This is a genomic window from Pseudomonas sp. 4CAES_32.4 (genome assembly GCF_058136335.1).
In genome coordinates this window covers 4,523,545-4,546,092 of record NZ_CM176882.1, presented here as the reverse complement: position 1 = coordinate 4,546,092, position 22,548 = coordinate 4,523,545, and the positions used below count along the sequence as shown (strand labels likewise).

The following is a 22,548-nucleotide window of genomic DNA, read 5'->3' as shown; positions in this document are numbered from 1 at the left end:
GAGAACAGACCTTTCTCTCTAGGCGGCGCATTATATCTACACCACTCCTAGCGTCCAATACAAACGTTTGTTTGAATCGGCTCCAGGCCAGAGAAATCAAAGAAGCGCGGCTTATGAATGGTCATTTTGCTGTATTGACCGGAATAGGCGTTCCGGTCAAGATACGGGCGGTTTTGCGCTCGTCGTAGGCAGACTGGCGGTTTCAAGAGCACGTCTAAAGACAGGGCACAGGCAGTAGAAGGTGATGCGCAGCGCGGTCTGGCGCGCAGTTTACACCGCGTGAGGAGTTATGACTTGTCGGTCACCACTGACGAACGGTCGCACCCCTTAACGTCGTGCAATCACTTCGCACCCCGGTCGGCGTTTTTAGAGGTGCCCTTTTAGCCTGATGAGCATCAACCGCCAGGTTCGCCTAGGCGACTTTCTTTTCACCGGAGAGTAACGAGGAATCCATGAAGGTTCTTGTAGCTGTCAAACGCGTTGTGGATTACAACGTCAAGGTTCGCGTCAAGGCGGACAATTCCGGCGTCGATCTCGCCAACGTCAAGATGTCGATGAACCCGTTCTGCGAAATCGCAGTGGAAGAAGCCGTACGCCTGAAAGAGAAAGGTGTTGCGACTGAAATCGTCGTCGTCTCCATCGGCCCGACCACCGCTCAGGAGCAGCTGCGTACCGCACTGGCTCTGGGTGCCGACCGTGCCATCCTCGTCGAATCCGCTGAAGATCTGACCTCGCTCGCCGTGGCCAAGCTGCTCAAGGCTGTGGTCGACAAGGAACAGCCTCAGTTGGTGATTCTTGGCAAACAGGCCATCGACAGCGACAACAACCAGACCGGCCAGATGCTCGCTGCACTGAGCGGCTACGGTCAGGGCACGTTCGCTTCGAAAGTCGAAGTCTCCGGCGACAGCGTTGCCGTGACTCGCGAAATCGACGGCGGCGCGCAGACTGTTTCGTTGAAACTGCCGGCGATCGTCACCACCGACCTGCGTTTGAACGAGCCGCGCTACGCGTCTCTGCCAAACATCATGAAAGCCAAGAAGAAGCCTCTCGAAGTGCTGACTCCGGACGCTTTGGGCGTTTCCACCGCCTCCACCAACAAGACCCTGAAAGTCGAAGCGCCGGCTGCACGCAGCGCGGGCATCAAGGTCAAGTCTGTGGCTGAACTGGTTGAAAAACTCAAGAACGAAGCGAAGGTAATCTAAATGACTATCTTGGTTATTGCTGAACACGACAACAAAGTGCTGGCCCCGGCCACACTGAACACCGTGGCTGCTGCGGCCAAAATCGGCGGCGACATCCACGTACTGGTTGCAGGCCAAGGCGCTGGCGCCGTGGCTGAAGCCGCAGCGAAAATCGCTGGCGTGAGCAAAGTCCTCAACGCTGACAATGCCGCTTACGCGCATCAGCTGCCGGAAAACGTTGCTCCGCTGGTAGCCGAGCTGGGCGCTGGCTATAGCCACATCCTGGCTGCCGCCACTTCCAACGGCAAAAACATTCTGCCGCGCGTCGCTGCGCAGCTGGACGTTGACCAGATCTCCGAAATCATCTCAGTCGAAAGCGCTGACACCTTCAAGCGCCCGATCTACGCCGGTAACGCCATCGCTACCGTGCAGTCGACTGCTGCGATCAAAGTGATCACCGTGCGTGCCACCGGTTTCGACCCGGTTGCTGCTGAAGGTGGTTCGGCGGCTGTTGAAGCCGTTGGCGCTGCGCACGACGCGGGCACTTCGAGCTTCGTTGGCGAAGAACTGGCCAAGTCCGATCGTCCAGAACTGACCGCTGCCAAGATCGTCGTTTCCGGCGGCCGTGGCATGCAGAACGGCGACAACTTCAAACACCTGTACGCCCTGGCCGACAAGCTGGGCGCTGCCGTCGGTGCCTCGCGCGCCGCCGTCGACGCAGGTTTCGTACCCAACGACATGCAGGTCGGTCAGACCGGCAAGATCGTTGCGCCACAGCTGTACATTGCCGTCGGTATCTCCGGCGCGATCCAGCACCTGGCCGGTATGAAAGACTCCAAAGTGATCGTTGCGATCAACAAGGACGAAGAAGCGCCGATCTTCCAGGTGGCCGATTACGGTCTCGTGGCGGATCTGTTCGAAGCAGTCCCTGAGCTGGAGAAGCTGGTCTAATCCGGCGGCTTCACTTATAAAGAGCCCGGCCTGTTGGTCGGGCTTTTTTTTGTCTCGGATTTGAGTGGGAGCGTTTCGCCATGGATCTGCGCTGCGGATGGTTGTTGGGATTGGCCCTGTTGCCCGGTTTGGCCATGGCCGCTGGCAAATGCGAGCGTCTTGTCGTCACCGGCAGCCCGGATGCGCCGCCGTACCTGTGGCAGGACCCGCAAAATCCCAAGCAGTTGATCGGCGCCAGCGCCGACCTGTTGCAGCAAGTGGCCAAGGACCTCGGCATCAAGGTCGAGTTGCTCTACGCCGGCAAACGCTCGCAGGCCCTCGATGAAGTGCGCAGCGGACGTATGGACATGCTGGCCGACGCGCCGCTGGCCTTCAATGAGCTGGAAAACCTCGACTACGTCTATCCGCCGCTGTTGGAAAACGACTATCTGGTGTGGACGCGCAAAGGTTCGACGCTGGTCTACAGCGAAGCCAAAGACCTGCATGGCCATGCCGGCGCGTTGTCGGAAAAGTCTCGTATTACCCAGGCATTCGGCATTTTCGCCGAGCAGAATCTGACCCTGACCAAGACAGCAAACCTCACTCAAGCCTTTCAGAAACTTCTCTTGGGTGAAGTGGAATATGTACTCGCCGGACGCTACTCGGGCATGGCCGCCGCGCAGGCGCTGGGCATGGCCAATGATCTGCTGGTGTTCGAGCAACCCATCGACCGGCCGGGTCTGTTCCTCGCGGTTTCCCACAACTCGGCCTGCAACGATCCGTGGTTGCGCGGACAGCTAGCCAAAAAGATGACAGAATTGCCCGCGTCCGGACTGACGGAAGCCGCGCTGCAACGCAACATCGAGCGCTGGAAGGCGCAGCAGCAACAGCCGCAACAACCTGTCAGTGCCCCAAAACAGTAGGGATTCTTAGTGAGTATTCGACCTCTTTTCGCGGCTGTGGCCGTTCTGGCCCTGGCCGGTTGCGCAACCGATCCGGCACCCAGCGAACAAATGCGCCTGACCGAGCAGGCCATCACCCAGGCCAAGGCTGTCGGCGCCACTGCTGATGAAGTGCCGGAAATGAAGCTGGCCGAAACCAAATACGATCGTGCCAAGGGCAACATGGCCGACGAGTCCTACCGCAATGCGCGCATGCGTGCCGAACAGGCTGAGCTGGATGCGCGTCTGGCTGAAGCCAAAGTGCTGACGCAAAAAAGTGAAGAACAGCTGAACGTGCTCAACACCCGCATCGTCCGACTGCGCAAGCAACTGGGAGATGCCCAATGAGCCTCAAATCCAAAGTCGTTGGCGCTCTGATCCTCGCCGGTTGCGCCAGCCTGTACGGTTGCGCCGGACAGCACAGCGAATCCGCTCTGCAAGAAGCCGGCGCCGACTTCCAGAAAGTCAAAGAAGACTCCAACGTGTTGCGCATCGCACCGAAAGACGTGATCCGCGCCGGTGAGTCGCTGGCTCGCGCCGATCGCTTGTCGACCTATTGGGGCAGTGGTTCGGACGTGGTGCATTACGCCTACCTGAGCCAGCGTTACAGCGAAATCGCCCGCGAACACACCAATCAGGTGCTCAACGAAGAGCGCGCGGCCAAGCTCGAACTGGAACGCCAGCGTCTGCAATTGGCTTTGCGTGAATCCAAGTTGCTCAGCGTGCAGCAGCAGGGCAAATGGCTGGAAGAACAGATCGTCGCATTGGCCACCACGCAGACTGATCGTGGTCTGGTGATGACCCTCGGTGACGTACTGTTCGACACCGGCGAAGCAGAGCTGAAAAACTCGGCCAACCGTGTCGTGCTGAAGATCGTTCAATTCCTGCAACTGAATCCGAAACGCGTAGTGCGCATCGAGGGTTACACCGACAGCACCGGCGGCAAGCAGGAAAACCTCAAACTGTCCCGCGACCGCGCACAAGCCGTGGCGGACGTGCTGATGGATCTCGGGATCGACGACAAGCGCATTCAGGTCGAAGGTTACGGCGATGAATACCCGGTGGACGTCAACGCTTCCGAGCGTGGGCGTGCACAGAACCGTCGGGTGGAAATTGTCTTCTCCGACGAGAAAGGCCAGCTCGGCGCCGCCCGCTAAGGGTTGCGTCTCTGGAAAGCCCGGACTGTCATGCAGTGCCGGGCTTTTTTACGTCTGTCGATTAGCTCGCAAATCGGTACAGTCGGGGGCAGACACTGCACTGTATGGTCGAGTATTGTGGCAACTGTCCCAGTACACTTCTAAACTGTTCCGGTATTGTTTCACACAAGAATAAAATGCCCGTGAAATCGAGTGCTGCGTCATGACCAATCTCTTGCTCTACCAACGTATTGCTCAGCAACTGGCCGAAGACATTCGTCGTGGTGTCTATCAACCGGGGGAGCGCGTGCCTTCGGTGCGCAAGATGAGTTCGCAGCTCAACGTCAGCCATGCAACGGTGTTGCAGGCGTACGCCAATCTCGAAGATCAGGGGCTGATCCGCGCACGCCCGCAGTCCGGTTATTACGTTCACCAGACGCCTGCGTTGACGGCGCCGACGCCGGACATTGCCCGGGTCGAGCGGCCCGGTCTGGTGACGCGCAGCAGCATCATTCAACAAGTTCTGGTCGAGTCGCGCCGTGAAGGCGTGTTTGCGCTGGGCGCCGCCGTACCCAGTGTCGATTATTTGCCGGTGCGCGCGTTGCATCAGCAACTGGCCAAAGTCACGCGTTTCCATAGCCCGCGCGCCTTCAGCTACATGTTCAGCCCCGGTTTCGAACCGCTGCGCCGGCAAGTAGCGATCCGCATGCGCGACGCTGGCGTGGTGGTCGATCCGTCAGAAGTGGTCATCACCCACGGCTGCGTGGACGCCTTGCAAATGTCGTTGCGCGTGCTGACCCGACCGGGCGATCTGATCGCCGCCGAGTCGCCGACCTATTACGGCCTGTTGCAACTGGCTGACCTGCTCGGCTTGAAAGTCATCGAAATTCCCAGCGATCCTGCCACCGGCATGAGCCTCGAAGCGCTGCAATTGGCGGCCAACCAATGGTCGATCAAGGCCTTGGTGCTGACCACGCGGCTGAGCAATCCATTGGGCGGCACCATGCCCGAGGAACGTCAGAAACAACTGCTGCGCCTGGCCTCGGACTTCGACATCCAGATTGTCGAAGACGATATCTATGGCGAACTGATGTTCGAGCAGGGCAAAACCAAAGCGCTCAAGGCTTATGACCGACTGGATCGGGTGGTCTACTGTTCAAGTTTCTCCAAGACCCTGTCTCCCGGTGTGCGTATCGGCTGGATGATCGCTGGCAAATATCAGCAGGAAATCCAGCGCCTGCAGACCTTCAGCACCCATTCGGCGTGCAGCGTGACGCAGATGGCGATCGCCGCCTATCTGGAAAACGGCGGCTATGACCGGCATTTACGTTACATCCGCCAGGAATACCGAAAAAACCTCAGCGCCTTCCAGTTGGCGGTGCAGCAGTACTTCCCCGAAGGCACGCAAATGACCCGGCCCACGGGCGGTTTCATCCTCTGGGTGAGTCTGCCGGGGAGGGTGAACACCCAGGAATTGCATGTCAGGGCATTGCAGCAGGGCATCAGCATTGCGCCGGGGCTGATCTTCAGTAATACCGAGCAATTCAACCACTGTATCCGCCTCAACTGCGGGATTCCGTGGAATCGCGAGGCGGAGCGGGCGCTGATGACGCTGGGTCTGCTGGCGACGCAACTGTGTCAGGAAACCGCTGGCGGATTCTGAACGAGCGGCGGCTGATGCTTGTCTTGTGGCGTGCAACAGGCGAGCATATGGCCCTCTGCCGTTAGACTCGTTGGGTCCATGAAAGCGATTTTTCCTGCCGTCGGGGTTTTGTTGTGTTTGCTGATGATCGGGCACTCGCCTGCGGTCTACGCGGCCGCCGTGCAGGACAAACCCGCCGCCACGAGCGCCGCCAAGCAGCCAGCGGCCAGCCAGAACAAGGCGCCGGTGAAAAAAGCCCGGGCGAAAAAAGCCGCTCCGGTGAAGAAACGCGCGCCGATCGCTTCCAAGTCAAAATCTGCCAGTGAAGTGGCGAAAACCAAATTGCCGGCGGCCAGACTCGATTTGAGTCTGCCCAAAGACATGGTGCAGGAGCTCAAGCCCAAGGGCACCGTCGAATTGCCGAAACGCGAGCCGATCCTGCCGCAGTTTTTCGGTGAGAAGAACAGCGGCTTCCAACTCAACGGTCGCTTGCTCAGCAACGAAATGCAGTTGCAACTGCGCAACGAAGAGCGTCGCGAAGTCGAAGGCGCGGCGCTGGATTTCGAATTCAAGCAGTAAATTCCACCGGTCTGTGACCCGCAGGGCAGACACTTTGTCGGAGACTGGTCAGTCACATTCGGTAATCGCTGAAAACCCCGGTGCCGGCAATTTGAAACAGCCGTTTTAGCGGTTACTCTGTTCCGCGTCTCTTTAACACATCGCCCGTCGCGAGGATTTTTCCGTCATGAAATGCCGTGAAGGCTGTGGCGCTTGCTGCATTGCCCCTTCCATCAGTTCGCCGATTCCCGGCATGCCCGATGGCAAACCTGCCGGCGAACGTTGCGTGCAGCTCTCGGTCGAAAACCTGTGCAGCATTTTCGGCCGCCCGGAGCGCCCGGCGGTCTGCTCGGGTTTCACCGCGGATGTCGAAACCTGCGGCAGCAGCTCGGAAGAAGCGATCAGGCTGATCGGCTGGTGGGAGCAAATGACGGCCGCGTGATGTGTCAAACGAACGGAACTTCAACAATAAGGAATAAGACTATGGGTTCGCTGCATCGTATCGCTGTGTTGTGTGGTTTGACCGCTGTGCTGGCCACCTCGGTTGCCCAGGCGGAAGACTGGAAAGTCGCCAAGAACGAGGACGGCATCAAAGTTTCCCTGAGCGAAGTACCGGGTTCGGACTACAAGTCCTATCAGGGCGTCGCGCTGATGAAGACCACCGTTGCCAAACTGCGCGCACTGCAGGAAGACGTGTCCGGCGCCTGCGCCTGGATTCACGAGTGCAAGACCCAGAAACTGCTCAAGCACGAAGGCGATCAGAGCTGGACCTACACCCAGTTCAACACGCCTTGGCCGGTGACCCCGCGTGATTCGGTGCTGAAAGTCACCACCGTCGAAGGCGCCGATGGCAGCCTGACCCGCAACCTCGAAGGCTTGCCGACGTACATGCCGGAAGAAAAAGGCTTTGTCCGCGTGCAGCAGGTCAAAGGCTTCTGGAAGTTCGTACCCAAGGGCGACCAGGTTGAAGTGACCTACCAGGTGCACACCGAGCCCGGTGGCAGCGTACCGGCGATGGTTGCCAACAAGTTCGTGGTCGACGCACCGTTCAACACCCTCAAAGCCTTGAAAGAACGCGCCGAGAAGTAATCAAACGCGCGCTTTGCAAAACGCCCCGACCGATACGGGGCGTTTTGTTTTGTATCTATATTGTGTTTCCAGATATGCGTTGCACGAAATTTTCACAAAGCGTTCAAGACAATTCGCCCGCGCTGTTTGCCGGCTGTCAACGCTCTAAATGAAAGTGTCTGGCAGCGCGGCAGTAATCAATGGCAATGGCGCGGGTGATCGTGCAACATTTGCGCACCGCGCAAACCCCGGGGCCTGGAATGGCCAATAGAGGGCATGGCGCCGCTGTATTTTTGCAACTTCAACTTCCAATGGGTCCTAAAACGACATGGCAAACCCGGACGCCCTGAATCAGCAGCGATCTTCTGCTCGCCTGCTGCAACCGACCGTCAAATCGCATCTGGCCTACACGTTGCTCTGTGCGCTGGTCATGATGGTGATGTTTTCCGTGCTGCGCCTCGCGCTGCTGGTCTACAACCGCGAGATGATCCTTGATACCCCGGCTTCGACCTTCCTCGAAGCTTTCGCCAACGGCCTGCGTTTCGACCTGCGCCTGGTGGTCTACGTGTGCATTCCGCTGGTGCTGGCGCTGTTCAGTGCCCGCGCCATGGCCGCGCGCGGTTTCTTCCGTCTTTGGCTGACCATCGCCTCGAGCATCGCGCTGTTCCTCGGCCTGATGGAAATGGACTTCTACCGCGAGTTCCACCAGCGCCTCAACGGTCTGGTGTTCCAGTACGTGAAAGAAGACCCGAAAACCGTGATGAGCATGCTCTGGTACGGTTTCCCGGTGGTGCGCTATCTGCTGGCGTGGGTCATCGGCACGGTGATTCTGACCCTGGCTTTCAAAGGTGCCGATCGCGCCACGCGCCCGCGCGGGCCATTCAGTGGCGGCAATGTCGGTACTCGCCAGGTCGCGCCGTGGTACACGCGTCTGGCGGTATTCGTGGTGTGCCTGTTGATCTGCGTGGTTGCCGCTCGTGGCACCCTGCGTCAGGGCCCGCCAATGCGTTGGGGTGACGTCTACACCACCGAATCGAACTTCGCCAACCAGCTCGGCCTAAACGGCACGTTATCGTTGATCGCTGCCGCCAAGGACCGCATGGGCGAAGACCGCGACAACATCTGGAAAGCCACGCTGCCGCAAGAACAGGCGCAGAAAGTCGTGCGCGAGATGCTGGTCATGCCGGACGACAAACTGGTCGATGGCGACATTGCCGCTGTGCGCCGTGATTACATGCCGCCAGCCGACAAGACCCTGCCGATCAAGAACGTCGTAGTGATCCTGATGGAAAGCATGGCCGGTCACTCGGTTGGTGCTTTGGGTGCGCCGGGCAACATCACGCCATACCTGGACAAACTGTCGAAGGAAGGCCTGCTGTTCGACCGCTTCTTCTCCAATGGCACGCACACCCACCAGGGTATGTTTGCGACCATGGCCTGCTTCCCGAACCTGCCAGGTTTCGAATACCTGATGCAGACCCCGGAAGGCAGCCACAAGCTGTCCGGCCTGCCGCAATTGCTCAGCCACCGTGACTACGACGACGTCTATGTCTACAACGGCGACTTCGCCTGGGACAACCAGTCAGGTTTCTTCAGCAACCAGGGCATGACCAACTTCGTTGGCCGTAACGATTTCGTTGACCCGGTGTTCTCCGATCCGACCTGGGGTGTGTCCGACCAGGACATGTTCGACCGTGGCCTGATCGAGTTGAAAAAACGCGAAAACGGCAAGCCGTTCTATGCGCTGCTGCAAACCTTGTCCAACCACACGCCGTACGCCTTGCCGACACCATTGCCGGTTGAGCGCGTCACCGATCGTGGCAGCCTCAACGAACATTTGACCGCCATGCGCTACTCCGACTGGGCCCTGGGTCAGTTCTTCGAGAAGGCGCGTAAAGAGCCGTACTTCAAGGAAACCCTGTTCGTCATCGTCGGTGACCACGGTTTCGGCAACGAGCGCCAGATCACCGAAATGGACCTGGGCCGCTTCAACGTGCCGATGCTGATGATCGCGCCGGGCATCCAAGAGAAGTTCGGGACTCGCGACCACACGGTTGGTACGCAGATCGACATCGTGCCGACCATCATGGGGCGCCTCGGTGGCGAAGTGCGTCATCAGTGCTGGGGCCGTGACCTGCTCAACCTGCCGGAAGGTGACACCGGTTTCGGTGTGATCAAGCCGTCGGGTAGCGAGCAGACCACTGCCATTGTCACCGCTGACCAGATCCTGGTGCTGCCGAAAGACAAAGACATGTCGGCGAAAATCTATCAGTACCAACTGGGCGCCAACCCAAGTGCCGAGGTTATTCCGAACGCACCGCGCACCGCCGAGTTGAAACAGAAACTCGAGGCGTTCCTGCAAACGGCGACCAAGAGTCTGATGGACAACACCGCCGGCGTGGTTAACGGCAAGCCGGACTAACGCGCTGCGAAGTGAAAGTTCGCGCAATAAAAAAGAGGCCCTGAAACGGGCCTCTTTTTTTTGCCGGTTAGATCGTTATATCCGGCCAAGTAGCAACAGCACCAGCAGCACGACCAACACCACACCGATGATGCCCGACGGACCATAACCCCAACTTCTGGAGTGCGGGAAGACCGGCAGACCACCGATCAGCAACAGGATCAGGATAATGATAAGAATTGTGCCCATGTCGATTTCCTTGTTGAGAGAGTTCGAGAAGTCTTGGTGTTCAAGGGGCGACTGGAGACTAAGTAATTCCAGACGGCTTACAAATTCCGACTGCTGCGAGTGAAAGAAAATTCAATGTTTTTTTAATGTATTTAGATTTCAGGCTTATTTCCTTTAAAGCGAAAGATCAAAAGATCGCAGCCTTCGGCAGCTCCTACAGGAATTCGTGTACGGCATGATCTTTTGACCTTGTATTCAGCAACTTGATGGAGAGTGGGCGCGCGCACAACCTTCGCTACACTCCGCGCATCTTCCCCAGAACAACAAGGCTCTCTGCTATGCAAAATCGCATGATGATCACTGGCGCGGGCTCAGGCCTGGGTCGCGAAATCGCGCTGCGCTGGGCGCGCGAAGGCTGGCAACTGGCGCTGTCGGACGTCAGTGAGCCCGGTCTGCAGGAAACCCTCAAATTGGTTCGTGAGGCTGGTGGCGACGGCTTCATCCAGCGTTGCGATGTGCGTGACTACAGCCAACTGACTGCGTTCGCTCAAGCCTGCGAAGAGAAGCTCGGTGGCATCGACATCATCGTCAACAACGCCGGTGTGGCGTCGGGCGGGTTCTTCAGCGAGCTGTCGCTGGAAGACTGGGACTGGCAGATCGCGATCAACCTCATGGGCGTGGTCAAGGGCTGCAAAGCGTTCTTGCCGCTGCTGGAGCAAAGCAAAGGCAAGATCATCAACATCGCCTCCATGGCGGCCTTGATGCAGGGCCCGGCGATGAGCAACTACAACGTCGCCAAGGCCGGTGTTGTCGCGCTTTCGGAAAGCCTGTTGATCGAACTGGCACAACAGGAAGTCGGTGTACATGTGGTCTGCCCATCGTTCTTCCAGACCAACTTGCTCGACTCGTTCCGTGGCCCGACTCCGGCAATGAAAGCAGCGGTCGGCAAGTTGCTGGAAAGTTCGCCGATCACCGCCGCCGATATCGCTGACTACATCTATCAGCAAGTCGCCGCTGGCGAGTTCATGATCCTGCCTCACGAACAAGGGCGCATGGCCTGGGCGATCAAGCAGAAAAACCCGCAGTTGCTTTACAACGAAATGACCTCGATGGCCGAGAAAATGCGCGCCAAGGCCAAACAAAACCACGGCTGATCTTGCTCGTTGCGTGCGGCGTCGTTAGGGTGGCCGCAATGGTCACCCTGTCGAGACACCTGAATGCTCAATTACCTGTGGTTCTTCCTCGCGGCGTTGTTTGAAATCGCCGGTTGCTTCGCCTTCTTCATGTGGCTGCGCCAAGGCAAAAGTGCGTTGTGGGTGATTCCCGCGCTGCTCAGCCTGACGCTGTTTGCGTTGTTGCTGACCCGTGTCGAAGCCAACTACGCCGGACGTGCCTATGCCGCTTACGGCGGGATTTACATCGTCGCTTCAATTGGCTGGCTGATGGTGGTCGAGCGGGCTCGTCCGTTGAGTTCGGACTGGATCGGCGTAGCGTTGTGCGTGATCGGCGCCAGCGTGATTCTGTTCGGGCCACGTTTTTCCGCAGCCTGAGTGGTCGTTCGTGGGAAACGTCTTACGGCTCGGTGTTATCGGGTCTGTAAGGCAAAACTGATTTGCTCGCCACACATTGAACAGCGGCTGCAAGCCGCGCATCTTCAGGGTTTGCTAATCCTGAAGGACGAACCCCATGCTAGTACTCAGCCGTGTTGTCGGAGAGTTGATTTCCATCGGCGATGACATTTCCCTGCGCGTTCTGTCAGTGAACGGTTCCAGCGTGCGCTTTGGCGTCGAGGCCCCGCAAAAGGTCAATGTGCATCGCGCGGAAGTCTATGAGCGGATCAAGCGCAAACAAGGTGTCGAGAAGATCCGCTGAGGCTTTTCAGTCGAACAGTTGCTTGGGCACGTCGTGCTTGAGCATCAACTGGCATTGCTCGCTTTCCGGGTCGAAGACGATCAGTGCCTGGCCTTTGGTCAATGCCTGACGTACGCGCAGCACGCGGGTCTCCAGCGGCGTGTCATCGCCGTTGTCGGTGCCGTCGCGGGTAACGAAGTCCTCGATGAGGCGGGTGAGGGTGTCGACTTCAAGTGCGTCGTAGGGGATGAGCATGGGGCACCTCGGTCAAATCAATGTCGGGATGCTACGGCGATTGCTATCTGCCTGCCAGTTTTGTGTTGATCGGGCTGGCCTCATCGCTGGCAAGCCAGCTCCCACAGGGTTTGAGGGTGTTCACAAATATGTGATTCACCGCGAAAACTGTGGGAGCTGGCTTGCCAGCGATGGGGCCAGTCCTGCCATGACAAATCCGGATCAGGTATCCGAACGTTGCCCCACCAGGCTATCCACCGACGGCACCCGCGTATCGCTCTCCATCTGCGTGTCATGTTCAATCTGATGACTGAATCGATCCAGCGAAGCATTCGCCGGCGCTGCGTCGCTGGCAAACACTGGCGGACTCAAGATGTAAGCCCCCAGCAAGCGACTGAGTGCCGCCAGACTGTCGATGTGCGTGCGCTCATAACCGTGGGTTGCGTCGCAGCCGAAGGCGAGCAGGGCGGTGCGGATGTCGTGGCCAGCGGTGACCGCCGAATGCGCGTCGCTGAAGTAATAGCGGAACATGTCTCGGCGCACCGGCAGTTCGTTTTCACTGGCCAGGCGCAGCAAGTGCCGCGACAAGTGATAGTCGTAAGGACCGCCGGAATCCTGCATCGCCACACTCACGGCATGTTCGCTGGAGTGCTGCTCCGGTGCGACGGGCGCGATATCGATACCGACGAATTCGCTGACGTCCCACGGCAGTGCCGCCGCCGCGCCGCTGCCGGTTTCCTCGGTGATGGTGAACAGCGGATGGCAGTCGATCATCAGTTCCTGACCGCTGTCGACGATGGCTTTGAGCGATGCGAGGAGTGCTGCAACTCCAGCCTTGTCATCCAGATGACGGGCGCTGATGTGGCCGCTTTCGGTGAACTCCGGCAGTGGATCGAACGCCACCACGTCACCGACACTGATGCCCAGCGATTCGCAATCGGCCCTGGTCGTGCAGTAGGCGTCCAGACGCAGTTCGACATGATCCCAACTGATCGGCATCTCATCCACTTGCGTATTGAACGCGTGCCCCGACGCCATCAGCGGCAACACGCTGCCGCGAATCACACCGTTGTCGGTGAACAGGCTGACGCGGCTGCCCTCGGCGAAACGACTCGACCAGCAACCGACCGGGGCGAGGGTCAGGCGACCGTTGTCTTTCACGGCGCGAACGGCAGCGCCAATGGTGTCGAGGTGCGCGGAGACCGCACGGTCGGGGCTGTTCTTCTTGCCCTTGAGCGTGGCGCGAATCGTGCCGCGCCGGGTCATTTCGAACGGGATGCCGAGTTCTTCCAGACGCTCGGCAACGTAGCGCACGATGGTGTCGGTAAACCCGGTGGGACTGGGAATGGCGAGCATTTCCAAGAGGACTTTTTGCAGGTAATTGAGATCCGGTTCGGGGATTTGCGTGGTCATGGAAACTCCTGATGGGTTGAGCACTGATCGTTCCCACGCTCTGCGTGGGAATGCAGCCCGGGACGCTCTGCGTCCCAAATGGACGCGGAGCGTCCGGTGAGGCGTTCCCACGCAGAGCGTGGGAACGATCAGGAAATGTCAGACAGCCGGCTGACTATGCGGAAACAACAAATCAACAAAGCGCTCCGCCGTCGGCTGCGGCTCATGGTTGGCCAGGCCAGCACGTTCGTTGGCCTCGATAAACACGTATTCCGGCTGATCCGCCGCCGGCACCATCAAGTCCAGCCCGACCATCGGAATGTCCAGCGCCCTCGCCGCACGCACCGCCGCATCGACCAGGGTCGGGTGCAGAATCGCCGTGACGTCCTCCAGTGTGCCGCCGGTGTGCAGATTCGCCGTACGCCGCACAAACAGATGCTCGCCCGCCGGCAAAATGCTGCTGTAGTCATAACCGGCTGCATGCAAGGTGCGCTGGGTTTCGTGATCGAGCGGAATCTTGCTTTCGCCGCTGGTGGCCGCTTGCCGACGCCGGCTCTGCGCCTCGATCAGCGCGCCGATGGAATGATGACCGTCGCCGACCACTTCCGCCGGCTTGCGAATTGCCGCCGCCACCACTTCAAAACCGATCACCAGAATCCGCAGGTCGAGGCCTTCGTGGAAGCTCTCCAACAGCACGCGGCTGTCGAATGACTTCGCCGATTCGATCGCCTGCTGCACCTCCTCGATGCTCTGCAGATCCACCGCCACGCCCTGGCCCTGTTCACCGTCGAGCGGCTTGACCACCACCCGTTGATGCTCATCGAGAAAGGCCAGATTGTCGTCGGCGTTACCCGACAGTTGCTGCGACGGCAGATTCAACCCGGCCGCTTTCAACACCTTGTGCGTCAGGCTTTTGTCCTGACACAGGCTCATGCTGATCGCGCTGGTCAGATCGCTCAGGGATTCGCGGCAACGCACGCGGCGACCGCCGTAGCTGAGGGTGAACAGCCCGGCATCGGCGTCATCGACCTGCACATCGATGCCGCGCCGATGGGCTTCTTCAACGATGATCCGCGCATACGGATTGAACTGCGCCTCTGGCCCCGGGCCGAGAAACAGCGGCTGATTGATGCCGTTCTTGCGCTTGATCGCGAAGGTCGACAGGTTGCGAAAACCGAGCTTGGCGTAGAGGCTTTTCGCCTGACGGTTGTCGTGCAATACCGACAGGTCCAGATAGCTCAAACCGCGACTCATGAAGTGTTCGACCAAGTGCCGCACCAACACTTCACCGACGCCCGGACGCGAGCACTGCGGATCGACCGCCAGGCACCACAGGCTGCTGCCGTTTTCCGGATCATTGAACGCTTTGTGATGGTTCAGGCCCATGACGCTGCCGATCACCGCGCCGCTGTCCTCGTCCTCGGCCAGCCAATACACCGGGCCGCCCTGATGATGCGGGGTTAGCAGCGTGGCATCGATCGGCAACATGCCACGTGCCGCATACAACTGATTGATCGCCTGCCAGTCCGCCTCGCTCTGCGCGCGGCGGATACGAAAGCCACGAAACACGCGGGTGGCCTGGCGGTAATCGCTGAACCACAGGCGCAAGGTGTCGGACGGGTCGAGAAACAACTGCGTCGGTTCCAGCCCGAGAATCTGCTGCGGCGCAGCGACGTACAGGGCGATATCGCGCTCGCCCGGTTGCTCGTTGAGCAGCTCCCGGGCCAGTGATGCCGGGTCGGGAAAGGTGTGGCCGATCAGCAATCGGCCCCAGCCGCAATGCAGCGCTATCGGCTCGGCGGCCAGTGTGCTGCCGTCTTCGGCCAGTCGCGCCTGCAAGCGTTCATAGGACGGTGTCTGCCCGCGAATCAAACGCTGGTTGATGGCCGTGGCGTGGGGTTTCATCGATCAGATTCCTTGTTCACTGAGCCACAGGTTCAGGGCCGCCAGTTGCCACAGTTTCGAACCGCGCAACGGCGTCAGTTGGCCTTGCGGGTCGGTCAGCAGTTTGTCGAGCATGGCCGGGTTGAACAGGCCGCGATCCTGACTCGGATCGAGCAGCAGTTCGCGCACCCAGTTCAGTGTGTCGCCCTGCAAATGCTTGAGACCGGGCACCGGGAAGTAGCCTTTTTTGCGGTCGATCACTTCACTCGGAATGACTCGGCGCGCAGCTTCTTTCAGCACTTGCTTGCCGCCGTCGGGCAGCTTGAATTTGCCCGGTACGCGGGCCGACAGTTCGACCAGGCGATAGTCGAGAAACGGCGTGCGAGCTTCCAGGCCCCAGGCCATGGTCATGTTGTCGACGCGTTTGACCGGGTCGTCGACCAGCATCACCGTGCTGTCCAGACGCAGCGCTTTGTCCACTGCAGCCTCGGCGCCAGGTTGGGCGAAATGTTCTTTCACGAAGTCGCCGGCAGCGTCATTCGCGGTCAGCCACTTCGGCTGCACGGTGGCGGCGTAGTCGTCGTAGCTGCGGTCGAAAAACGCGTTGCGATAGGCAGCATATGGATCGGCTGCGCCATCGACTTGTGGATACCAGTGATAACCGGCGAACAACTCGTCCGCGCCTTGGCCGCTCTGCACCACCTTGCAGTGCTTGGCCACTTCGCGGGACAGCAGATAGAAAGCGATGCAGTCGTGGCTGACCATCGGCTCGCTCATCGCACGGAAGGCGGCGGGCAGTTGCTCGATGATCTCTTTCTCGTCGATGCGCAATTGATGGTGCTGAGTGCCGTAGTGTTTGGCGATCAGATCCGAATACTGGAACTCGTCACCGCGCTCGCCGCCGGCATCCTGGAAACCGATGGAAAAGGTCGAGAGATTCTCCACGCCGACTTCACGCAACAGACCGACCAGCATGCTCGAGTCGACACCGCCGGACAGCAGCACGCCGACATCCACGGCGGCACGCTGACGGATCGCCACCGCTTCGCGAGTGCTGTCGAGGACGCGGTCGACCCAGTCTTCCAGGTTCAGGTTTTTCTCGTCTTCGCGTGGGCCGTAAGGCAGCGTCCACCAGGTTTTCTGCTCGGTGGTGCCGTCGGCTTCAACGCGCATCCAGGTGGCTGGCGGCAGTTTTTCAATGCCCGCCAGCAGGGTGCGCGGTGCTGGGACCACGGCGTGGAAGTTCAGGTAATGATTGAGGGCCACCGGATCGAGGATCGGGTTGATGTCGCCACCCTTGAGCAGCGCCGGCAAGGCCGAGGCGAAACGCAAGCGCTGGCCGGTGCGCGACAGGTACAACGGCTTCACACCGAGACGGTCACGGGCAATGAACAGGCGCTTGGCGTCGCGTTCCCAAATGGCGAAGGCGAACATGCCGTTGAGTTTCGGCAGCAGCGCTTCGCCCCATGCGTGATAACCCTTGAGCAGCACTTCGGTGTCACCACCGGAATAGAAGGCATAGCCCAGCGCTTCGAGCTCAGCGCGCAATTCCGGGAAGTTGTAGATCGCGCCGTTGAAGGCCAGTGACAGGCCGAGCTGGCTGTCGACCATCGGCTGCGCCGAACCGTCCGACAGGTCCATGATTTTCAGGCGACGATGGCCCAGGGCAATCGGCCCTTGGGCATGAAAACCCCACGCGTCAGGGCCGCGAGGGGCCAAGTGATGGGTGATTCGCTCGATGGCTGCAAGGTCTGCAGGTTGTTGATCAAAACGTAACTCGCCAGCTAATCCGCACATATAGTCCTTACCGGTTTTTCCGTTGGGGAGGGTGTCGCTGCACCGTGCCGACATGGCCGGTACTCAGAAACTGACCCGGTGCGCATGTGGGAGTTTTAGAACGATAAGTTATAAGAGCGATTGTCAGACCGGCGGGCCATACCGGAAAAAGCCCAGCGATGTGCGGTATCCAGGTATCGCAAAGATGCGAATTCCTGCTGAAAACAGGCGATTATCGGGCAGCTTTTCGCGTTTTTAATCGCGCGGTTAAATCGTTACGGTAAGGGTTCGATCCAGCAATAAAGGAATATTGCGATGACGACCACCGAAACCAAAACACCCCCATCGAGTGCGGCCACTCCCCCTGCTGTCACCCCCAGAACGATGCCGACACCGGAGCAGGTTCTGGCGAGCCTGCTGGCGGCTACCGGCGATCTGGACATCGCTGAAACCCTGCAGAAGGTTGTGCCAGGCTGGTTGCTCAATGCTTCCTCGGCCACTCTGGGGGCGCTGGATAAAACCTCGCGCGATTTGCAAACCCGCCGGGCGAAAGTCGAAGCCGACCTGAACAAGTTGCAACCATTGAAGGCGTTCTGCATCAACGGGCTGAATGCTGCGCTGGTCAAGCAATGGGAGGATGTCGAATTCGACGTGGAACTCGACAGTCTCGAGCTGCCGGGGGCTGACTGTGGCTGTGGCCCCGAAGATAAAACCGGCGGCACGCAAACGCTGACGATGGTCACTCAGGCCGCCGACACCAGCACTCAGGCGGGCAGTAACGCCGTTCAGATTGGTGTTGCCAGCATAGAATCCAGCGTCGAGTCGCCAGGCAAGGGCAAGGCTGCGGCGCCTGTCGCCACCCCGACATCAAAGATCCCGCTGGCCACCCAGTCATTGCTCGACGCGGCAATGCAGAATTTCACCGCCGATGAAGAGAAGACCGACAGCTTTCCGCAGGGCAGCGTGATTAACATCGCCAGCCGCCCCGATGGCGTCGACGGCGTTACCCCTCACGCCTTCGCCCGAGTGTGCCGTCAGCTCGATCTGGGCAAACAGTATCAAACCCATTTCGAGCAGGTCGTCGGGTTGCGCGACGACAACGGCAAGACTGTGGTCAACGGCCGTATCAGCCAGGACATCGCGGCCATGAAAAAGCTGCAGCTGCAACTGGATGTGCAGTTGGCCCGGGCCAGATCCGATATCAGCCCGTCCCGGGGTGAGCTGTTGCAGCGGCTGATCGATGCTGATGGCGTGGCCGGCCCGACCACCCTGCATCTGCACAACTTGCCGTTGATCATGCAAGGCATCGAGATTCACGGGGCGTGCGTCTGGGGCGTGGTGGTGTTTTCGGTGAACTCGATCGAGACCCATGCCAACGAATGGTGCCTGGTGTACATGCCCGGCGAGCCCAAACGTCCGCTCTACGAATACCCCAGTTTCAACGCCTTCAAGGAATACCTGACGCTCAAGCTGAACGTCAAAAGCTACAAGGATTACTTCGCCAATTGCCTGGACGAAGACAACAAGGTCGATTTCTACAAGACGTTTGCCAGCAAGCGCAATCTGGGCGCAATCAAGCAACTGCCGATCACCGTGCCGCTGTTTGACTTTATGGTGCAAAGCCACGTCGGCAAGCTGCAGATCGATGCACGTTCACTCGCCGTGCCGACGGCGGATGTCGATCAGGAGGAACGCAAGAAGCGTTTGCTCAACTATCTCGAAGTCAGTGTCACGGTTGCTTCGCTGGCGGCTTTTTTCGTACCGGGACTTGGCCAGTTGATGATGGGTGTGGCCATCGGGCAGTTGCTCGGCGAGATCTATGAGGGCGTCGAGGACTGGCGTCACGATGATCGCCAAGAGGCGTTGCAGCACCTGTTCAGCGTGCTGGAAAACGTCGCGTTGCTGGGGGCAACCGCCGTGGGGCAGAAGGCCGTCACGTCGCTGGTCAGGCAAACTGTCCGTGCGCATCCGGATTTTTTTGCCGGGTTCACGTCGATCCTCAATGGCGCAGGACAACCGCGGTTGTGGAAACCGCAGCTTGAGCACTACGCGCAGTCTTTGCCCGAAGATGCCATCGCTGCAGCCAACAACAGCGGTTTCTATCAATCCCAGGGCAAGTCGTTCGGGCGCATCGGCAATCTGGTATACGGCGGGGTCCGCACGTCAGGAACCAAGACCTGGCGTCTTGAACATCCCACACGCAAAGCGGCGTATGCGCCTGAGCTTGAACAGCATGTCGAAGGCGGCTGGCGTCATCCGGCCGAAAGTGCCCGGGATTGGGTGGGTTCCGGTTACACCTTGAAGCGAATCGATCCCAGCCTCGCCGATGCGCAAGACTTGCGCCTGGACATGGCGCGCAGGCTTACGCAAACCTCCCACGAAACGTTGTTTCACTGTTTCGATGAAAACGAGGCGTTGCCAACGCGACTGCGCGACATGATCGAGCGTTTCAGGATCGATAGCCGCCTGGACAGCTTCATCGAGCAGATGGAGCAGGGTGAAGCCAATAGCAGTCGCTATGTGCAGGAGCAGCTGCTGAGCCTGCCGAAGCTGAAAAACTGGCCGACGGATCATTACATCGAAGTCGTCGACAGTGACTCGAAAACGCTCGCCACTTACCCGCGTGTATTGGTTGAAGATGAATCGCTCAGCGTTACCGTCACTCAGAAGCAATTGGATGACGGCCATTTGCTCGATACGGTAATCAACCGGCTGAGTCAGAAGGAAGTTGATGCGCTGCTGGGCGCAAAGTATGCGAAGGGCGAAAACGTTCAGTTGGCAAAAAAAATCGGCGCGGCAGTGAAGGCGGATCGACAGCCATTGTTCGAGCAGATGTACGGTGACTACGACCAGAGCGAAGCCAAGGACGTATTGAGCTTGCGCAAGGCGCATCCCGAGCTGCCAGCGCGACTGGCGCAGGCATTGCTCGATCAGGCTCCCAGCATCGAGCGCCAGAACCTGCGCAGCAGCGCTCGGGTGCCCCTGACGCTGGCGCAGAAGAGCCGGGAAAGCGTTGGCATTTTGCGTCTTGATCGGGCGTTGAGCGGGTTGTATCTGGCGAACATCAGCAATGCCGACAGCGAGAAACTGGCCATCCAGATGATGCCGCGTTTGAGTGGCTGGGACGCTGGATGGCGTCTGCAACTGCACGAGGGTTCACTCAAGGGAACACTGTTGGCGAGCGCCGGAAAGTCATCGGCGCCGCTGGCCGATACGTTCAAAGTGGTGAAGTTGAAAAGCGGTTACGAGGCTTTCAACGGTGACGGCAGGTCCCTGGGTCAGGTGGCGAGCGGGCCTGATGCGCTTTACCAAGGGATTCTCAAAACCCTGCCGCCGGCCAAGCAACGCAAACTGGCCTTCGCCGCGCCGCAATCCGATGACGGTGCGCGACTGCGCGGCAAGCTGCTGGACGTTGCTCTCGACGAGCGCGCGCAGGATGCCAGTATGAGCGCCGATGGCCAGTACACGCCCAAGGTCGCTGAGCCGGCCTGTGTCCAGGCCGATCCGCCGGTGTTGTCGTCGAAGCATTCCAAGTCGCTGCTGTACAAGGTGCGCAGGCTGTTTCCGTTGTTCACCGAAGCGCAGGCCGACGAATTTCTCAACGGTGTCGGCAGTGATGCGGTGGCCCGGGAAAAACATGTCCGGCAATTGCGGCGCGACCTCGAGCGTTTGGGTGAAACCCTGGAGTTCTGGCGCGAAAGCGACCCCAAGACATCCACCGCAGCCGCGGGAAGCGAGCTGGAGAAAAGTCGTCGAACGGTGGCCAACCAGATCGAGGACAGCTTTCGGCGGCGGATATTGTTGCCCGACGAGTCGGGCCGTCCGGTGTGTGCATTGAAACTCGACGGCATGCGCGTGGCTGATCTGCCGGAGCTGCCGGCGGACATCAACTTCGATCACATCAAACTGGTGTCGCTGAAAAACATGCAGCTGGATAACACCGTCGGCAGCTTTCTTGGCTCATTCAAACAAGTCGAATCCCTGGAGCTGGATAACAATCAGCTCAGTGAGTTGCCAACGCTAATCACCGACCTGGCGAAACTCGAGCGGCTGTGCCTGCCGGACAATCAGATTCAATTGACCGAGACTTCGCTGAAAAATCTGGCTGACCTGCGCACGTTGCACACGTTGAATCTGAACGGCAATCCGTTGGGCGCTACGCCGGACGTGAAACAGATGCTGGATCTGCGCTATCTGTCCTTGCGCAATACCCGCCTCACCGAGTTGCCGGTAGGTTTGTCGCGTCTGCCTAACCTGGATCGGGTGGACTTGCGCAACAACGCCATCAAGAAGCTGCCAGCGTGGCTGTTTGAAATGCCCAAGCGCTTTACCGAAACCATCAATCTGCGCCACAACGAATTGTTGACCGTCAGTGCCGATGCGTTGAAAGCCTATCGGGATCGCGTCGGCGTCGGCATGGGCTACCTGGAGGATGATCTGGCGCGGCTCGATGAGCAAACAGCGCGCTCGATCTGGTTTCCCGAGAAGGCCGGTGAACAATGGTCCAAACGCGAGCCTGTCTGGAGTGCGCTGAAGGACGATCAATCCGCCGAGGGGTTGTTTCACTTGCTGGCGGAGCTGGGCAATACCGCCGAGAGCGACAAAGTCCGTGAGGACATGACGCGACGGGTGTGGCAGGTATTGCGCGCAGCCGAGGGCAAAACCACCTTGCGCGAACAGTTGCTGGATCTGGCCGCCAATCCGATCAACTGCACCGATTCGGCCGCGTCGAACTTCAGCCATCTGGAAGTGGCCGTCGAGATCGACCATGTCGTAGCGGCGGCTGCTGACGCAGAAGTTCCTGCGACGTCGTTGCTCAAACTGGGGCGCGGTCTGTTCCGGCTGGAACAACTGGAGCAGTTTGCCCGCGATCATGTGAGTCGAAACCTGAGTGTCGATCCGCTGGAAGTCAGCCTGGCGTTTCGTACCGGACTGGCGGACCACTATGACCTGCCGGGGCAACCGCGTCACATGCGTTACGCGTCCCTGAGCGGTGTGAAAGCGGCGGACCTTGAGGCGGCCAAATCCCGGGTCGACGCGGCGGAGCTGTCATCGAAGTGGATGGATTTCATCGTGCGCCAGCCCTTTTGGCGTGATTACCTCAAGCGTACCGAGCTCGCGAAATTTACCGATATCGACGAAATCCATGGAGAGAAAATCCAGGCGGTGTTCGATCAGGCGGACACTCTCACCAGTGCCGAGTATTTGAAGCAGCTCGACACGGTCATGGTGGCGAAAGACAAGGCCGAGATGGATGCGTTGAAAGCGCTGACCAGTGAAGCCTTGAAAGTGACCGAGCTGGGGGTCTGCGCCGTTCCCGATTGAG

Annotated in this window: 19 protein-coding genes; 14 read left to right on the top strand and 5 right to left on the bottom strand. The window is 59.2% G+C overall.

Features of this window, described 5'->3' with window-relative positions; all coding sequences use genetic code 11:
* Positions 1-452: 452 nt before the first annotated feature.
* From AC3Y64_RS20330 to AC3Y64_RS20285, 10 genes are all read left to right on the top strand, one after another.
* The gene (locus AC3Y64_RS20330) at positions 453-1,202 is read left to right on the top strand and encodes an electron transfer flavoprotein subunit beta/FixA family protein (protein WP_007908338.1); all 750 of its coding nucleotides are present in this window, start codon (positions 453-455) and stop codon (positions 1,200-1,202) included.
* Complete coding sequence (locus AC3Y64_RS20325) at positions 1,203-2,132, top strand: electron transfer flavoprotein subunit alpha/FixB family protein (protein WP_007908340.1); 930 nt, start codon at positions 1,203-1,205, stop codon at positions 2,130-2,132.
* Positions 2,133-2,212: 80 nt separating this feature from the next.
* Positions 2,213-3,034 carry a substrate-binding periplasmic protein gene (locus tag AC3Y64_RS20320; RefSeq protein ID WP_489985047.1) on the top strand — a complete coding sequence of 274 codons (822 nt, stop codon included), beginning with the start codon at positions 2,213-2,215 and terminating at the stop codon, positions 3,032-3,034.
* Between the two features lie 9 nt (positions 3,035-3,043).
* A complete protein-coding gene (locus AC3Y64_RS20315) occupies positions 3,044-3,400 on the top strand; it encodes a DUF4398 domain-containing protein (protein ID WP_178113743.1) in 357 nt (118 codons plus the stop codon).
* A complete protein-coding gene (locus AC3Y64_RS20310) occupies positions 3,397-4,209 on the top strand; it encodes an OmpA family protein (RefSeq protein ID WP_064391473.1) in 813 nt (270 codons plus the stop codon). Before AC3Y64_RS20315 ends, AC3Y64_RS20310 begins: the two co-directional genes overlap by 4 nt.
* A gap of 202 nt (positions 4,210-4,411) precedes the next feature.
* Complete coding sequence (locus AC3Y64_RS20305) at positions 4,412-5,851, top strand: aminotransferase-like domain-containing protein (protein WP_489985046.1); 1,440 nt, start codon at positions 4,412-4,414, stop codon at positions 5,849-5,851.
* Between the two features lie 78 nt (positions 5,852-5,929).
* A complete protein-coding gene (locus AC3Y64_RS20300; protein ID WP_489985045.1) occupies positions 5,930-6,409 on the top strand; it encodes a translation initiation factor 2 in 480 nt (159 codons plus the stop codon).
* Between the two features lie 166 nt (positions 6,410-6,575).
* Complete coding sequence (locus AC3Y64_RS20295) at positions 6,576-6,830, top strand: YkgJ family cysteine cluster protein (RefSeq protein WP_158960059.1); 255 nt, start codon at positions 6,576-6,578, stop codon at positions 6,828-6,830.
* Positions 6,831-6,871: 41 nt separating this feature from the next.
* Positions 6,872-7,477: an START domain-containing protein gene (locus tag AC3Y64_RS20290; RefSeq protein WP_123375489.1), complete on the top strand. Its 606-nt coding sequence runs from the start codon at positions 6,872-6,874 to the stop codon at positions 7,475-7,477.
* Between the two features lie 307 nt (positions 7,478-7,784).
* Positions 7,785-9,878, top strand: a complete 2,094-nt coding sequence (locus tag AC3Y64_RS20285) for an LTA synthase family protein (RefSeq protein ID WP_158960063.1) — start codon at positions 7,785-7,787, stop codon at positions 9,876-9,878.
* Between the two features lie 75 nt (positions 9,879-9,953).
* Here AC3Y64_RS20285 and AC3Y64_RS20280 read toward each other — a convergent pair whose 3' ends face one another.
* Positions 9,954-10,112 (bottom strand): DUF3309 family protein, encoded by a 159-nt coding sequence (locus AC3Y64_RS20280; protein ID WP_169432680.1) that lies wholly within the window; start codon positions 10,110-10,112, stop codon positions 9,954-9,956.
* Positions 10,113-10,423: 311 nt separating this feature from the next.
* Between AC3Y64_RS20280 and AC3Y64_RS20275 the strand changes: the two genes are divergently transcribed.
* The 3 genes from AC3Y64_RS20275 to csrA all read left to right on the top strand — a co-directional run bounded on the left by AC3Y64_RS20275 (position 10,424) and on the right by csrA (position 11,957).
* Positions 10,424-11,239, top strand: a complete 816-nt coding sequence (locus tag AC3Y64_RS20275) for an SDR family oxidoreductase (protein ID WP_489985044.1) — start codon at positions 10,424-10,426, stop codon at positions 11,237-11,239.
* 63 nt (positions 11,240-11,302) lie between these two features.
* The gene (locus AC3Y64_RS20270; RefSeq protein ID WP_489985043.1) at positions 11,303-11,635 is read left to right on the top strand and encodes a YnfA family protein; all 333 of its coding nucleotides are present in this window, start codon (positions 11,303-11,305) and stop codon (positions 11,633-11,635) included.
* 136 nt (positions 11,636-11,771) lie between these two features.
* The gene (gene csrA, locus AC3Y64_RS20265) at positions 11,772-11,957 is read left to right on the top strand and encodes a carbon storage regulator CsrA (protein WP_489985042.1); all 186 of its coding nucleotides are present in this window, start codon (positions 11,772-11,774) and stop codon (positions 11,955-11,957) included.
* Between the two features lie 6 nt (positions 11,958-11,963).
* Here the strand turns inward: csrA and AC3Y64_RS20260 are convergent, their stop codons facing one another.
* The 4 genes from AC3Y64_RS20260 to AC3Y64_RS20245 all read right to left on the bottom strand — a co-directional run bounded on the left by AC3Y64_RS20260 (position 11,964) and on the right by AC3Y64_RS20245 (position 17,243).
* Complete coding sequence (locus tag AC3Y64_RS20260; RefSeq protein ID WP_489985041.1) at positions 11,964-12,191, bottom strand: YheU family protein; 228 nt, start codon at positions 12,189-12,191, stop codon at positions 11,964-11,966.
* Between the two features lie 201 nt (positions 12,192-12,392).
* Complete coding sequence (locus tag AC3Y64_RS20255) at positions 12,393-13,583, bottom strand: osmoprotectant NAGGN system M42 family peptidase (protein ID WP_489985040.1); 1,191 nt, start codon at positions 13,581-13,583, stop codon at positions 12,393-12,395.
* 138 nt (positions 13,584-13,721) lie between these two features.
* The gene (gene ngg, locus AC3Y64_RS20250) at positions 13,722-15,467 is read right to left on the bottom strand and encodes an N-acetylglutaminylglutamine synthetase (RefSeq protein ID WP_489985039.1); all 1,746 of its coding nucleotides are present in this window, start codon (positions 15,465-15,467) and stop codon (positions 13,722-13,724) included.
* A 3-nt stretch (positions 15,468-15,470) separates the two neighbouring features.
* Positions 15,471-17,243, bottom strand: a complete 1,773-nt coding sequence (locus AC3Y64_RS20245) for an N-acetylglutaminylglutamine amidotransferase (RefSeq protein ID WP_489985038.1) — start codon at positions 17,241-17,243, stop codon at positions 15,471-15,473.
* Positions 17,244-17,537: 294 nt separating this feature from the next.
* Between AC3Y64_RS20245 and AC3Y64_RS20240 the strand changes: the two genes are divergently transcribed.
* Positions 17,538-22,547 carry an NEL-type E3 ubiquitin ligase domain-containing protein gene (locus AC3Y64_RS20240; protein WP_489985037.1) on the top strand — a complete coding sequence of 1,670 codons (5,010 nt, stop codon included), beginning with the start codon at positions 17,538-17,540 and terminating at the stop codon, positions 22,545-22,547.
* Position 22,548 lies beyond the last annotated feature (1 nt).